Origin of the sequence: Paraburkholderia dipogonis (assembly GCF_046027395.1) — a bacterium.
Taxonomy (GTDB): Bacteria; Pseudomonadota; Gammaproteobacteria; order Burkholderiales; family Burkholderiaceae; genus Paraburkholderia; species Paraburkholderia dipogonis_A.
The window spans coordinates 30,914-44,561 of record NZ_JAQQEG010000022.1 but is presented as its reverse complement, the minus strand read 5'-3'; the positions used below and the strand labels follow the sequence as shown (position 1 = coordinate 44,561).

Sequence of the window (13,648 nt, the reverse complement as noted above, 5' to 3'; positions counted from 1 at the left end):
TCGCCTTTGCTGCAATTACTTGCCGACGACCGTTGCCGACTCGATCACGACCGGCTTTTGCGGCACGTCGCTCATCGGGCCGCGCGAGGTGGTGGGCGTGCCTTCGATCTTCTTCACGACGTCCATGCCGCTCGTGACCTTGCCGAACACCGCATAGCCGTTGCCGTCCGGATTCGGATAGTCGAGGCCGGCATTGTCCACCGTGTTGATGAAGAACTGCGCGGTGGCCGAATTCGGATCGCTGGTGCGCGCCATGGCGAGTGTGCCCGTCATGTTCTTCAGACCGTTACGGCTTTCGAGCGGAATCGGCGCGCGTGTCGGCTTCTCCGCGAAGCTCTGCGTATAGCCACCGCCCTGAATCATGAAGCCACGAATCACGCGATGGAAAATCGTGCCGCTGTACTGGCCGGACTTCACGTAGTCGAGGAAGTTGGCGACCGTCTTCGGCGCTTTCTCAGGATACAACTCGACGCGGATGTCGCCTTCCGATGTCTTGAAGAGGACGGACGGATGCGCGGCTTGCGAACCGGACTGGGCAAATGCGGGAGCGTTTGCGATCAGGGCGGCGCTGCCGAGCGCCAACATCAACCATTTCATGAAGATCCTCAGGGTTGGAAAAAACGTATTGCGCGAAAGCGTAATGGTTTACTTCGAGGGCGCCATGTAGGGCGGCATGGCGAGCGAGCCGTTTGCGCCGCCGTACTGGAAGCTCGGCGTCTGCGTCATGTTCGAGGTGGCGCGGGCGGTGTAGTCGTCTTCCGGGGTGGCGGCCCGTTTCGCCTGGGCCGGGGTCTTGACCGGCGAGATGACTTTCTGAATGTCCGCGAGGCGCTGCGTGGTGGTGGGGCTCACCTTGCCGAGGCTCTGCGCGCGGCGATAGGCCTCATTGGCCATGCGCAGATACAGGTCGCCGAGATTCTCGTACGCGAGGCTGTAGCCCGGGTTGACCTTGGTCGCCGTTTCGAGCGCGGCGCGCGCTTCGGCATATTGGCCATGCTTGGCGTAAAGCGCGGCGAGGTTGTTATAGGGCTCGGGCAACTCGGGGTACGTCTGCGTGAGTTCGGTGAACGCGGCGATGGCTTCGTCGTCGCGATTCAGGTGGGCGAGCACCGTGCCGCGCTTGAACTTCGCTTGCGCGTCGCGCGGATTCGAGGCGATGCGCGCGTCGAGCTGGGTTAGCGAGGCCGCCCAGTTTTTCTGCGCGATCGACGCGTCGATTTCCGGCGTGTTGTCGCGCACGGCGGGGCCCTGCGGCAGCGTGGCGGTTTTCTGCGCAAAGGCGGCCGCGGCGGGCACGGCCGCGAGGGCGACAGCCAGTGTGACGCGCAAGGTGAGGGCACGCGTGGCACCGAGAGCAACGCCGCGGCTCATGCCGTGCGTCATGCCGCGCGCGACGCCACCGAAGGCCGCCGCGGCGAGGGTCGCAGCGCTGCGCGCGCGGCCGCTTGAAGGTTTCATAGGCTCAGGTCTGGATGTTATACTCCGACCCATTCTAACAAAAGGTCTGCGCGTTCCGTCGAACCGCAAACTGTCTTTTCGCCACTCGTGGTCGTCTCCGCCTTGATCGCAGCCTGACCGCCGCACCAGGTGCACCGGTTTTGCTGTATGCGACGCACCCGCCGTCTGTTCGCGGCGCGCGGCGCGCATGAAACACATTGCGGATTTCTTTCGGCCCACGCACCGTTCTCTATGGAATCACTGCGCATCTACAACACGCTCGCGCGTGACAAGCAAACTTTCGTGCCGCTGCAAGAAGGCGTCGTGCGGATGTACGTCTGCGGGATGACCGTATACGACTATTGTCACGTCGGTCATGCGCGGGTGATGGTCGTGTTCGACATCGTGCAGCGCTGGTTGCGCACGCTCGGCTACGACGTGACCTACGTGCGCAATATCACGGATATTGATGACAAGATCATCCGGCGCGCAGTAGAGAACGGCGAAACGATCAAAGCGCTGACCGATCGCTTCATCAAGGCGCTGCATGAAGACGCGGACGCGCTCGGCATCCAGCGGCCCGACATCGAGCCGCGCGCCACGGATTTCATTCCGCAGATGCTCGGCATGATCGAGCAGCTCGAAGCGAACGGCTACGCCTATCAGGCGAGCGACGGCGACGTGAACTATGCGGTGCGCAAGTTCGCGAACTACGGCAAGCTGTCGGGCAAGTCGCTCGAAGATCTGCGCGCGGGCGAACGCGTCGCGGCGAACGACGCAAAGCAGGACCCGCTCGACTTCGTGTTGTGGAAGCAGGCCAAGCCGGAAGAGCCGGCAGATACAGGCTGGGACTCGAAGTATGGGCGCGGCCGTCCCGGCTGGCATATCGAATGCTCGGCAATGGGCTGCACATTGCTCGGCGAACATTTCGACATTCATGGCGGCGGGCAGGACCTGCAGTTTCCGCACCACGAAAACGAAATAGCGCAAAGTGAAGCCGCTACCGGTCAAACCTTCGTCAATTTCTGGATGCACAACGGCTACGTACAGATCGACAATGAGAAGATGTCGAAGTCGTTGAACAACTTCTTTACGATCCGCGAAGTATTGGCGCAGTACGATGCCGAGGTCGTGCGTTTCTTTATCGCACGCGCGCATTACCGCTCGCCGTTGAATTACAGTGACGTGCATATCGACGACGCCCGCAACGCCCTCGCGCGTTTGTACACCGCACTGAAGGACGTCACGCCGGACGACGCCGAACTCGACTGGAACGAAGCGCATGCGCAGCGTTTCCAGGCAGCAATGAACGACGACTTCAACACACCGGTTGCAGTGTCGGTGTTGTTCGAGTTGGCAACAGAAGTGAACCGCACGCGCGACCCCGCGCTGGCCCGTCAATTGCGCTCGCTGGGCGCGGTGATCGGACTGCTCGGCCGCGAGCCGCGTGCGTACCTGCAGCAGGCAGCGGGGGCAGCAGCCGAAGGCGCGCTCGAGCCCGCCGCGATCGAAGCGAAGATCGCGGCGCGCGTGGCCGCCAAGCAGGCGAAGGACTATGCGGCAGCAGACCGGATCCGGGCCGAATTGCTCGAGGCCGGCGTTGCACTTGAAGACAAACCCGGCGGGTCGACTGAGTGGCGGCGCGTGTGAGCGCACCTCGACTTACCCTTTGATCGACTCGCCAGGCAGGAGGCAGGATGGCAACGGCCACGAAGACGCCGGCTAAACGAGCCGCGTCTCAAACAAACGCGGCAGCCGCGGCAAAGTCGACACGCACGTCGGCTCGCACGGGCAGCGGCGTGGTAAGGAAAGCATCGTCGAAAGCCGCCGGGGTGGCGGCCAAGACCGCAGCGGGCGCAGCGAAAAAAACCACCGTGCAGCGCGCGCTCAACGGCGCGTCGGCGCATGCGCCTCTCGCGAAGCGCGCGAAGGCGCCTCGTGTGAAGAGCAATGGCGCCTTGCCGGCTGAATTGGCCGGCGACGTGCAGGAGCTCGCCCGCGTAAGCGTTGAGGGGCACGAAGGCGAAGTCGTGCGCAAGACGCGCGCGTCCGCAACGGCGGGCGGCGAAGCGGCGAGCGAAGTCGCGGTGCCGGTGCAGATCGCTGGCCTTACGCCTGAAGTCAGGCGTCCGGCCTATTGGGACAAGGCGTGTGCCGACCTCGTCAAGCGCGATCGCATCCTGAAGAAACTGATTCCGAAGTTCGGCCCGGTGCATCTGCTGAGTCGCGGCGATCCGTTCGTCACGCTCGCGCGTTCGGTGGTCGGGCAGCAGATTTCGGTCGCGTCCGCGCAAGCCGCCTGGGCGAAGGTCGAGGCCGCGTGTCCGAAGCTGGTGCCGCAGCAGTTCATCAAGCTCGGTCTTGAAAAGCTGACCACGTGCGGGCTGTCCAAGCGCAAAGCCGAATACGTGCTCGATCTCGCGCAGCATTTCGTTTCGGGTGCGCTGCACGTCGGCAAATGGACGTCGATGGAAGACGAGGCGGTGATCGCCGAACTCACGCAGATTCGCGGCATCGGCCGCTGGACGGCGGAGATGTTCCTGATCTTCAATCTGTCGCGCCCCGACGTCCTGCCGCTCGACGACCTGGGCCTGATTCGTGCGATCAGCGTCAACTACTTCAGCGGCGAACCGGTCACACGCAGCGAAGCGCGCGAAGTCGCCGCCAACTGGGAGCCGTGGCGCACCGTCGCCACCTGGTATATGTGGCGTAGTCTTGACCCATTGCCGGTCGACTACTGAAAAAGAAGAAACGGGACCATTTCAAAAGCTATCAATTGTTAAAGGTTGATAGTTGCGAAATGGTTTTGACATCGGCGAGCGCGGTTAGAATACGCGCTGCCGGTAAGTCCAAGGATTACAAACAATGAAGACCACGTTTCTGGATTTCGAACAGCCGATCGCTGAACTCGAAGCGAAGATCGAAGAATTGCGCTTCGTGCAGGACGATTCGGCCGTCGATATTTCGGAAGAGATCGAGCGGCTGTCCAAGAAGAGTCAACAGCTCACCAAAGATCTGTACGCGAACCTCACGCCGTGGCAGGTTTCGCAAATCGCCCGTCATCCGCAACGCCCTTACACGTTCGACTACGTGAGTGAGCTGTTCACCGATTTCCACGAACTGCACGGCGACCGCAACTATGCGGACGACCTGTCGATCGTCGGCGGCCTCGCGCGTTTCAACGGCCAGGCGTGCATGGTGATCGGCCATCAGAAGGGCCGCGACACCAAGGAGCGCGCGCTGCGTAACTTCGGCATGCCGCGTCCGGAAGGCTATCGCAAGGCCGAACGTCTGATGCGTCTCGCCGAAAAATTCGGTTTGCCGATTTTCACGTTCATCGACACGCCGGGCGCCTACCCGGGCATCGGCGCGGAAGAGCGCGGCCAGTCGGAAGCGATCGGCCGCAATCTGTACGTGATGGCCGAGCTGAAGACGCCGCTGATCGCGACGATCATCGGCGAGGGCGGTTCGGGCGGCGCGCTGGCAATCGCGGTCGGCGACAGCGTGCTGATGCTGCAATTCTCGACCTATTCGGTGATCTCGCCGGAAGGCTGCGCATCCATTCTGTGGAAGAGCGCCGCGAAAGCGCCGGAAGCCGCGGAAGCACTCGGCCTGACCGCGCATCGTCTGAAGGCGCTCGGCCTGATCGACAAGATTGTCAACGAGCCGCTGGGCGGCGCGCATCGCGATCCGAAAGGCATGGCCGCCATGTTGCGCCGTGCGCTCGCCGATTCGCTGCGTCAGTTCCAGGGCATGAGCATCAACGACCTGCGTCAACGCCGTTTCGAACGGTTGATGTCGTACGGCAAGTTCAAGGAAACGACGCCGGGTGCCTAAGCCCGCGCGCGTCTCTTTCGTTCTTCAGCGCTTAACGCGCTAGCGACGTGAATTCCACCGCCGAAACACCCGCCGACCGCCTCGTTCTCGAAGCGGTCGGCTTTTCGTTGTCTGCGCTTGCAGCTGACGCGCGTATTGCGATTGCGTTCAGCGGCGGTGTCGATTCGAGTGTGCTGCTCGATGCCGCGGTGCGTGTCGCGGGCGCGTCGCGTTGCTTCGCGCTGCACGTGCATCATGGGCTGAGCGCGCATGCCGATGCGTGGCTCGCGCACTGCGAGGCGTTCGCGCGGGAGCGTGGCGTCGAGTTCGCGGCAGAGCACGTCGAGGTGTCGCGTGACGCGGGCGTGAGCGTCGAAGCCGCCGCGCGCGATGCGCGTTATCGCGCGCTGGACGGCATGTGCGCGTCGCGTGGTGTCGCCACGCTGTGGCTCGCGCAGCATGCGGACGATCAGGCGGAAACCGTGCTCTTGCAATTGCTGCGTGGCGCGGGTCTCGCGGGTCTTGCCGCGATGGCGCCCGAGTATTTGCCGGCGGGAGCGTCGGCAACACGTGTGCGGCCTTTGCTTCATCTGCTGCGCGCGCAACTTGAGCAATACGCGAGCGAGCGCGCGTTGCACTGGATCGACGACGAGTCGAACGCCGATACACGCTATGCGCGCAATGCATTGCGCCACGAGGTGACGCCGGCGCTGGCCGTCCACTTTCCAGGGTTTCGCGACGCGCTTGCGCGCACGGCGGCGCATGCGGCGTCGGCGCAGCGTTTGCTCGACGCGCTGGCTCACATCGATATGGAAGAAGCGTCACGCGACGAAGGGCGTGCTCTATCGCATGATGCATTGCTCGCGCTCGACGACGACCGCGCGCTCAACCTCATGCGTTACTGGATGCGCGCGTTGGGCCTCGTCGCCGCATCGAGCGCGCGTCTCGGCGATGCGCTGCGTCAACTGCGTGAGATCGGCGCGGCGGGCGAGGGCCATGGTCTGCGTATCGATCACGCGGGTCATGCATTGCGCAGCTATCGCGGCCTCGTCTACTGGGAAGCGGGAGACAGCAGCGAGCCCGCCGACGAAACCACGCTCGCCGCGCGCGCAGTCAGCGAACTCGCGTGGCAGGGCGAGTCGATCTGGCGTTTGCCTCAATGGCGCGGCACTTTCATATTCGCCGACGCAGGCGTTGCCCCCGGCGACCCCGACACGATTCCCGCGAGCGTTTTGCAACGCGCCGTGTTGAGCGCGCGTTCGCGCAGTGGCGGCGAACGGATGCGCACGAGCGAAGCCCGCAATGCGCCGAGCCGCACGCTGAAAAACCTGTTCCAGGAGCGCGGCATTCCCGCGTGGAAGCGCGACGTGCCGCTGCTTTACATCGGCGACGATCTGCTGTTCGTGCCCCTGCTCGGGGTCAATCGCGCAGCGTTGCCGGAACAGGTCGACGAGGCCGAATCGCGCGTCAAGATCGTCTGGCGCGAGGATCTGCTGATCGCCTGACCGGCCGGTCGGACACCCGGATTGCGCGGGCAGTGAATCTGGAAATAGGGCGCAAATCCGCATGAAACAGGCCTTTGCAGCCCTTATTCAGTGCATTCCGATAGCCTTTCCGGCTTGTCTTTTTGCCCTCGATCGGGTACGTTAACTTGTTTGCCCGACCCGATTTCGCCGTCGCTGTCGTCGGTTTTCGATCGTGATCCGTCGTTTCCGGTAAGCCATCAGCGATCATTCCCGGGCAAATCCGCGCGTGCTGCACGCGTGCTGCATTTACGCCGCCACACACTCTGCCGTCGTTCACAAGACGTTGCGCTCCTGTGCTTTTGTGCGGTCGTCTCCAGCGCGCCAGCGCGGTTTCTCCTCCAGTTCAGAACGACAATGGCACTCATCGTACATAAATACGGCGGCACCTCGATGGGCTCGGTCGAGCGCATCAAGAACGTCGCCAAGCGCGTCGCGAAATGGCACAAGGCTGGCCACAAGATGGTCGTCGTGCCGTCGGCGATGTCCGGCGAAACCAACCGCTTGCTCGGTCTCGCGAAAGAAATCACGGGTCAGCCGAACCCGCGCGAACTCGACATGATTGCCGCCACGGGCGAGCAGGTCAGCTCGGGTCTGCTCGCCATCGCGCTGCAGGAAGCCGGCGTCGACGCGGTCAGCTACGCCGGCTGGCAAGTGCCGGTCAAAACGGATAGCGCGTTCACGAAAGCGCGCATCAGCGAAATCGACGGCGAGCGCGTGCTGCGCGATCTCGACGCGGGCAAGGTGGTGGTAATCACCGGCTTCCAGGGTATCGATCCTGACGGCAACATCACCACGCTCGGTCGCGGCGGTTCGGATACATCGGCGGTCGCGGTTGCGGCTGCGTTGAAAGCCGATGAGTGCCTGATTTACACGGACGTCGACGGGGTCTACACGACCGACCCGCGCGTGGTGGAAGAAGCGCGCCGGCTCGATCGCGTGACGTTCGAAGAAATGCTGGAAATGGCAAGCCTGGGTTCGAAGGTGCTGCAGATCCGCTCGGTGGAATTCGCCGGCAAATATCAGGTGAAGACACGTGTGTTGTCGAGCCTGACCGATCCGCTGATACCGCTCGACGCTGAAATGAAGTCGGGCACCCTGATTACTTTTGAAGAAGACGAGACCATGGAAAAAGCAGTCATCTCGGGCATCGCGTTTCAGCGCGACGAAGCTCGCATCGCCGTGATGGGTGTGCCCGACAAGCCGGGCATCGCGTATCAGATTCTCGGCCCGGTGGCGGACGCGAATATCGACGTCGACATGATCATCCAGAACCAGAGCGTGGAAGGCAAAACGGCGTTCACGTTCACGGTCGGCCGCGGCGATTATCAGCGCGCCATGGACATCCTCACGACCCAGGTGAAGGGCCACGTGCAGGCCGAGCAGGTGCTGGGCGATCCGAAGGTGTCGAAGGTCTCCGTGGTCGGCGTCGGCATGCGCTCGCACGTCGGTATCGCGAGCACGATGTTCCGCACGCTGTCGGAAGAGGGCATCAATATCCAGATGATCTCGACCTCCGAAATCAAGATCTCGGTGCTGATCGACGAGAAGTACATGGAGCTCGCCGTGCGCGCGCTGCATAAAGCGTTCGAACTGGATCAAGCGTAATTTGCTTCGAACAATGGGGTGGACAAGAGCGCTCCGTTTGTTTTGCGTGACCGAGGTGAATAAATTGCGTCGTCGGTGACGAAACTGGCACAAAAAGTGTGTGCCAGACATTGACCTTCGCGGTTCGGCCCGCTATTATCTTGGCTTCGTCGCGCTGACTCCCTGCGCGACCGAAAGTTTGGGAGACGTGGCCGAGAGGTCGAAGGCACTCCCCTGCTAAGGGAGCATCTGGGCCAAAACCTGGATCGAGGGTTCGAATCCCTCCGTCTCCGCCAGAAGTGGTAGAGAGAACCCCGCAGAGTCTAGGCTCTGCGGGGTTTTGTTTTTTCTGACCCATCATCAAGCACAAGGCCGCCGTGTTCCACTCGGCCAGGGCGTTGCGTCAGCTAGCCAAACACGTTTAGATGCACGAGTGATGTTAACCTTTGACCTGCACACAGGCCGGTAGACTCCGCATGTGTTCGCCCCGTATTACGGGAGGATGCAATGGTCGAGTCGAAGTCACGTTCCTTTACCGCAATTGCGGCGTCGAAGCACGCCACGTTTATCTTGGCATCGCGAGCCATTGAGAAGCTCGCCGTCGCGACGGGCGACGCGCTGAACGATGTTGCGACAAGGACTGCAGAGGGCTGGACGCGCGAACTGTTAAGATTAGCACTGCATGCAGTCCGTGCCGTGCCCGGATTCGCTGCTTGAGCTTCCAACGTATCAGCCGCACCTACGACGAACAGGTCCGCGCCACCGATCTGGGCGTCGTGCTCAAAGGCTATCCGTATTTCATCGAGACGGCAGACAGGCGAACGCACGCGGGACGCAATGACGCGAGTGGCCAGTTACCGCGCACCTACACCGACTCAAGCGACGATTACACAGTGCATTGGGGCGACGAAGCCCTCGAGAAATGCCTCGGAGTCTGAACTATGCCAAACAGAAAAACAGTGGTCCGAACCAACACGATGCCAAACTCTATCAAGGAAGTGCGGTTAAAGGCTGTGACCTTTCGGGAACTGTGGGACAACTACCCGTCAGGTGATCCCTACGACGATCCGAACGGCAACTATGGCAACCAGTGTGCGATCCGCATGAGCGTGACGTTCCATCGTGTCGGCAGTGAATGAAATCATTCTCGCAGAAGCTCGTCAAGCCGATGCCGGGAAAGCCGACCTTGGGGCGGCTTATCCTTCACGGAAAGCTACAGCCACCCGAGCCTATGAACTGGCTGAATGGCTTGAGCAAAGGCCATTCGCTGGCATTTCAACAGCAGAGAACATTACTGGACCGGATTGGGCGAGCAAGTTAAAGGCCGCACAGCAATCGTGTTCTTTTACGGTTATTGGCGACAGGACGGTGATTCTGGAGTTGACTTAAGCGGCGACCATATAGATTTGTGGAACAAGGACACGCTTACACCTTCGGCAGAATCGTTTCTACGCTTTCGTGTTGGGGTGCCCCAGGATTCCCAATCCCTTGTCATGGCTGAGAGGCCGGAGCGATAACATTTATTCAGACCTCGGAAAATCCAGGCAGATTTTATTTTGGGAGGTGCAGTGAGGAGGGTGTCTGTCGCGGCACTGGGGGTTCACATGGGGGCTACTTTTAACATGGCTGTTGCTTTATGCGTTCAGCCATGTCGATTGGGCGGGTACACGTGCACCGATGTCTGGCTGTTCTGACATGGAGCATTGCAGCCCACGGATTCTCACGCTGTTTGTTCTTTTCGGCGCGCTGTTTGGGCCCGCGTTTGTCTTTGCGGGCCTCAACGCGGTGGCGTACAGGCGCTGGTCAACCCAAAAATGGACGTTAGTTTTTTGCGTCGCGAGTGTTTTTGTCGTCCTTTTTTATATGGCTCCCTTCGCCATGCCGCGCTTCGGAGGCATTCTGAAATAACTCCTGTTGTGATACGGCGTCTCCCCTCGATGACGGGTTCGCGCCGTCGCGACTAACAGTCACTGCGAAGTCTCGCGCATAACCCTGTTCGCTGGTCCAGTCGCAAAGGCCGTGCGCCGTCGCCACGCGTCCGGACCTGTCGCTTTGGGCTTCCACCTGACACAGGGAGGCTACTATCAAACCAGAAAAATCCGCAGCCGATGAGGCATGATCACTCGCGCTATCACTGCATAATTTCACAACACAAAGAACTGAGGTGAAGCATGGGGCAATTGGGTATCTTGCATTGGTTGATCTTGTTGGCGATAACCGTACTTTTCATGTACCCCTATGTCAGGGTCATCAAGAGGGCCGGTTTCTCCGGCTGGTGGATACTCACCATGTTTGTGCCGATCATGAACTTGATCATGATCTGGGTGTTCGCTTTCGCGAAGTGGCCTGCGGTAGATCGAGCCTAAACAGGGACGGCGGCCCGTTAGGTAGACGGCCGCATCAGTCCCTGAGCGGTCTGCACGCCAACGCCACCTCCCCTCAAAACGCGTGCCGCAACCGCACCATCCCAACAAACTGCGAAGGCCCCGACGACGGTGTCGTATTCTGCGAGTCGCCGACCACCGCCACCGCATCGGTAATGATCGCGGCGGCGCCCGCCGCGATCAGCGTCTTGCCGCGCGCAAGCTGATACGCCTTCAGCGCGTACAACGTAGGACGCGTCGAGAGGTTATAAGTCTGCTCCGGCGAAAATCTGGTGATAGCGCGCCGGATCGCTCACGCCATTCGCCTTACTCGCGCGCGTATAGCTGTACCCGGCGCCGACGATCACGGCAGGTGTGATCCGATACGTCGAAATCACGCCGTAAGTGTTGAACACAGCTTCGCTGGCATACAGCGAACCGGAGCCCGGCGCGTATTGCACGTTTGAGTAGTTGATGCCGACCATCAGGTCCTGCAAGTTGTAGCGCGGCCGCAGCGAACAGCTGCGCGCCGTCGCATAGCCGCTATTTCACCGGCGAGTTGATCTACGCGTTGCGCGACAGATAGTTGCCGATCGTCCCGAGACACACGAGCGCGATGATCCCCCAGCGCAAACCAATGATTGTTTTCAAAAATCTGTGTCCGCACGCGAAGTGTCCGCTGGCTGGCCGTCGGGAAAGCGGGCACGCGCGAATTCGAACATTTATTTGCGATTAGTGTCAGTCATCGTGTCACTGATATGTTTGTGGGGCACTAGGGAAAATCATTGGGTCGGTTTGGGTTTTTCACTGAATTATCAATGAAGCCGGGCGTTTCGACGATGCGTCGCCGACCAGAGGCCGGAGTCGGACGGCCGGTCACTTATGAGTTTCCGTGGATATGTTCTTTCGAACATCAAATGTTCGTTTTGCGTGTGCGACGCAAATGACGGATCGCTGTGTGAGTCTGCTGCGGCGGCGACGTGCTCATGCCATTAACGAGCCTCGCCGTATGTGCCGGATCGACTGGCGCCTCGAAGGCTGGCCGCATTCGATACAACCCAAACCGCGCGGGAGCGTTTCTGTGCCGAGGTAGGGCAGGGATATGAAGAAATAATGCTTCGATATCCTACGGATACTGTCCGCACGGGAAATGCCAAATGCCAAATGCCATGCGTGCCTGGCCGTGCATATTGCCGTCGGCCGAATTGCTCGCTGCCTGAACGCGCGGTTAGCAAAGCCGCCTTGCATTGTCTCGCACTCCGATTACAACGCCACCGCTTCTTCACCAAAACCATGTCCAATGTAACGAGACGTAACCGGCTGGCCATGCACGCGATGTTATGCATCAGTTATTACAAAGTTGAAATACGCGGAGCGGCGCCTTGCGCTATATTTCCGCCAACAACACATTCTTCAAAAAGGGTGATCGATGAAGTCCGCTCGTCTTGTTCCACTTTTGATCGGGGTTTTTGCGCTGGGCGCGTCGGGTGCCGCAATGGCCGGCGGTGTCAACATCGGTGTCAACATCGGCATTCCCGCGCCGGTCTACGTCGCACCGGCGCCGGTCTATGCACCGCCGCCGCCGCCTCCGCCGCCCGTGGTCTATCAACCGGCGCCCGTGTACTACGGCGGCCCGGCGATCGTAATCGGCTGGCACGGCGACCGCTACTGGGACGGCCGCCGCTACTGGGCGCGCGACGACTGGTACCGCCATCATCCCCCGGGCCGTTACAACTACGGTCGCGATCATTACGATAATCATCGCGGCTGGCATTAAGCGTCCAGACCGTGGTTGATCGAATCGCGAAGTCAAAGAAAAACCGCCCGAAAAGGGCGGTTTTTTATTGGGCTTCTGCAATAAGCCCGCAAAACGCAGCGGCGAGGACAAAGCGCCGCGCGCTCACGCGGAACGCTCGTCGTTCACTCCGTCACCGCGGCCATGCCGCCCACCACCGCGCTAAAGCCGCTATCGACATGCACGATTTCCGCCGTCACGCCAGCCGCCAGATCCGACAGCAGAAACGCCGCCGTGTTGCCCACCTGTTCGATCGTCACGTTGCGCTTGAGCGGCGCGTTCTGCTCGACGAACTCGAGAATCTTGCCGAAGCCCTTGATGCCGCTCGCGGCCAGCGTCTTGATCGGGCCCGCCGAAATGCCGTTGACGCGCACGCCTTTAGCCCCGAGCGAGACCGCCAGATAACGCACGCTGGCTTCGAGTGAAGCCTTGGCGAGACCCATGGTGTTGTAATTCGGAATCGCGCGTTCGGCGCCGAGATAGCTCAGCGTGAGCAACGAGGCGTCCGGCGTGAACATGGATTGAGCGGCCTTGGCGAGCGCGGGGAAGCTGTACGCGGAGATGTCGTGCGCGATGCGGAAATTTTCGCGCGTCATGCCGTCGAGGAAATCGCCGGCAATCGCTTCACGCGGCGCAAAGCCGATCGAGTGAACGAGACCGTCGAGGCCGTCCCAGCGTCGCTTGAGCGAGACGAAGAGGGCGTCGATCTGCGCGTCGTCGGCGACGTCGCAGGGGAACACCAGGTCGCTGCCGAACTCGCTGGCGAACTCGGTGATGCGGTCCTTGAAGCGCTCGCCGACATAGGTGAACGCCAGTTCGGCGCCTTCGCGCTTGCAGGCTTGCGCGATGCCGTAGGCAATCGAACGGTTCGACAGCAAGCCGGTCAGCAGGATACGTTTGCCAGCGAGGAAGCCCATGGAATCTCCTGATCAGATCGGCGCGCCGCGCACGTCGACACTGTACGCAACGGACGTGCGGATCGCGCGGGTTTATTGGGTAGAATTCTCTCACACTGCAATTGCCCACTGACCAACAAGGCCCCTATGACAACTGGCTCGCGACGGGTTCCAACGCCTAGTGCACTCCGGTGCAGCGTGACTCACAGACCCTCGCGTGCCGGCCTCGCG

At 61.1% G+C, this 13,648-nt stretch carries 14 protein-coding genes, 1 tRNA gene and 1 pseudogene; 12 read left to right on the top strand and 4 right to left on the bottom strand.

The annotated features are described in order from the left end of the window. Positions 1 to 15: 15 nt before the first annotated feature. Together PQR32_RS22780 and PQR32_RS22775 are read right to left on the bottom strand one after the other, a co-directional pair. A complete protein-coding gene (locus PQR32_RS22780) occupies positions 16 to 597 on the bottom strand; it encodes a peptidylprolyl isomerase (RefSeq protein ID WP_132373879.1) in 582 nt (193 codons plus the stop codon). Between the two features lie 48 nt (positions 598 to 645). Beyond that, positions 646 to 1,458 (bottom strand): tetratricopeptide repeat protein, encoded by an 813-nt coding sequence (locus PQR32_RS22775; protein ID WP_408231937.1) that lies wholly within the window; start codon positions 1,456 to 1,458, stop codon positions 646 to 648. Between the two features lie 231 nt (positions 1,459 to 1,689). Here PQR32_RS22775 and cysS point away from each other — a divergent pair, with 231 nt between their 5' ends. From cysS to PQR32_RS42305, 11 genes are all read left to right on the top strand, one after another. Continuing rightward, entirely contained in the window at positions 1,690 to 3,087 is a 1,398-nt protein-coding gene (gene cysS / locus PQR32_RS22770; protein ID WP_408231934.1) for a cysteine--tRNA ligase, read from the top strand. Positions 3,088 to 3,134: 47 nt separating this feature from the next. Continuing rightward, positions 3,135 to 4,178 (top strand): DNA-3-methyladenine glycosylase family protein, encoded by a 1,044-nt coding sequence (locus PQR32_RS22765; protein ID WP_408231931.1) that lies wholly within the window; start codon positions 3,135 to 3,137, stop codon positions 4,176 to 4,178. A 124-nt stretch (positions 4,179 to 4,302) separates the two neighbouring features. Next, complete coding sequence (locus PQR32_RS22760) at positions 4,303 to 5,274, top strand: acetyl-CoA carboxylase carboxyltransferase subunit alpha (protein WP_074283028.1); 972 nt, start codon at positions 4,303 to 4,305, stop codon at positions 5,272 to 5,274. Positions 5,275 to 5,321: 47 nt separating this feature from the next. Further along, positions 5,322 to 6,758: a tRNA lysidine(34) synthetase TilS gene (gene tilS, locus PQR32_RS22755; protein WP_408231928.1), complete on the top strand. Its 1,437-nt coding sequence runs from the start codon at positions 5,322 to 5,324 to the stop codon at positions 6,756 to 6,758. Between the two features lie 375 nt (positions 6,759 to 7,133). Next, a complete protein-coding gene (locus tag PQR32_RS22750; RefSeq protein WP_408231925.1) occupies positions 7,134 to 8,384 on the top strand; it encodes an aspartate kinase in 1,251 nt (416 codons plus the stop codon). Between the two features lie 181 nt (positions 8,385 to 8,565). Next, positions 8,566 to 8,659: transfer RNA gene (locus tag PQR32_RS22745), tRNA-Ser, on the top strand. Between the two features lie 211 nt (positions 8,660 to 8,870). Then, positions 8,871 to 9,080 carry a hypothetical protein gene (locus PQR32_RS22740; RefSeq protein ID WP_408231922.1) on the top strand — a complete coding sequence of 70 codons (210 nt, stop codon included), beginning with the start codon at positions 8,871 to 8,873 and terminating at the stop codon, positions 9,078 to 9,080. Then, positions 9,077 to 9,301 carry a hypothetical protein gene (locus PQR32_RS22735; protein ID WP_408231919.1) on the top strand — a complete coding sequence of 75 codons (225 nt, stop codon included), beginning with the start codon at positions 9,077 to 9,079 and terminating at the stop codon, positions 9,299 to 9,301. The genes PQR32_RS22740 and PQR32_RS22735 overlap by 4 nt, the downstream gene beginning before the upstream one ends. Positions 9,302 to 9,340: 39 nt before the next feature. After that, the gene (locus tag PQR32_RS22730) at positions 9,341 to 9,502 is read left to right on the top strand and encodes a hypothetical protein (protein WP_408231916.1); all 162 of its coding nucleotides are present in this window, start codon (positions 9,341 to 9,343) and stop codon (positions 9,500 to 9,502) included. Beyond that, positions 9,495 to 9,752 (top strand): hypothetical protein, encoded by a 258-nt coding sequence (locus PQR32_RS22725; RefSeq protein WP_408231913.1) that lies wholly within the window; start codon positions 9,495 to 9,497, stop codon positions 9,750 to 9,752. The genes PQR32_RS22730 and PQR32_RS22725 overlap by 8 nt, the downstream gene beginning before the upstream one ends. Then, positions 9,701 to 9,880 carry a hypothetical protein gene (locus PQR32_RS42305; RefSeq protein WP_494471422.1) on the top strand — a complete coding sequence of 60 codons (180 nt, stop codon included), beginning with the start codon at positions 9,701 to 9,703 and terminating at the stop codon, positions 9,878 to 9,880. The genes PQR32_RS22725 and PQR32_RS42305 overlap by 52 nt, the downstream gene beginning before the upstream one ends. A gap of 922 nt (positions 9,881 to 10,802) precedes the next feature. On the opposite strand, the pseudogene PQR32_RS22720 reads toward PQR32_RS42305, so the two are convergent. After that, positions 10,803 to 11,290, bottom strand: a pseudogene (locus tag PQR32_RS22720) (porin family protein); the annotation flags it as partial. A gap of 865 nt (positions 11,291 to 12,155) precedes the next feature. Between PQR32_RS22720 and PQR32_RS22715 the strand changes: the two are divergent. Next, a complete protein-coding gene (locus tag PQR32_RS22715; protein WP_408231910.1) occupies positions 12,156 to 12,503 on the top strand; it encodes a hypothetical protein in 348 nt (115 codons plus the stop codon). 143 nt (positions 12,504 to 12,646) lie between these two features. On the opposite strand, the gene fabI is transcribed toward PQR32_RS22715, so the two are convergent. Further along, the gene (gene fabI, locus PQR32_RS22710; RefSeq protein WP_408231907.1) at positions 12,647 to 13,438 is read right to left on the bottom strand and encodes an enoyl-ACP reductase FabI; all 792 of its coding nucleotides are present in this window, start codon (positions 13,436 to 13,438) and stop codon (positions 12,647 to 12,649) included. Positions 13,439 to 13,648 lie beyond the last annotated feature (210 nt).

Coding starts and splice junctions, on each gene's coding strand:
- PQR32_RS22780 (WP_132373879.1), bottom strand. CDS start 597: ATGAAATGGTTGATGTTGGCGCTCGGCAGCGCCGCCCTGATCGCAAAC.
- PQR32_RS22775 (WP_408231937.1), bottom strand. CDS start 1,458: ATGAAACCTTCAAGCGGCCGCGCGCGCAGCGCTGCGACCCTCGCCGCG.
- cysS (WP_408231934.1), top strand. CDS start 1,690: ATGGAATCACTGCGCATCTACAACACGCTCGCGCGTGACAAGCAAACT.
- PQR32_RS22765 (WP_408231931.1), top strand. CDS start 3,135: ATGGCAACGGCCACGAAGACGCCGGCTAAACGAGCCGCGTCTCAAACA.
- PQR32_RS22760 (WP_074283028.1), top strand. CDS start 4,303: ATGAAGACCACGTTTCTGGATTTCGAACAGCCGATCGCTGAACTCGAA.
- PQR32_RS22750 (WP_408231925.1), top strand. CDS start 7,134: ATGGCACTCATCGTACATAAATACGGCGGCACCTCGATGGGCTCGGTC.
- PQR32_RS22740 (WP_408231922.1), top strand. CDS start 8,871: ATGGTCGAGTCGAAGTCACGTTCCTTTACCGCAATTGCGGCGTCGAAG.
- PQR32_RS22730 (WP_408231916.1), top strand. CDS start 9,341: ATGCCAAACTCTATCAAGGAAGTGCGGTTAAAGGCTGTGACCTTTCGG.
- PQR32_RS22715 (WP_408231910.1), top strand. CDS start 12,156: ATGAAGTCCGCTCGTCTTGTTCCACTTTTGATCGGGGTTTTTGCGCTG.
- fabI (WP_408231907.1), bottom strand. CDS start 13,438: ATGGGCTTCCTCGCTGGCAAACGTATCCTGCTGACCGGCTTGCTGTCG.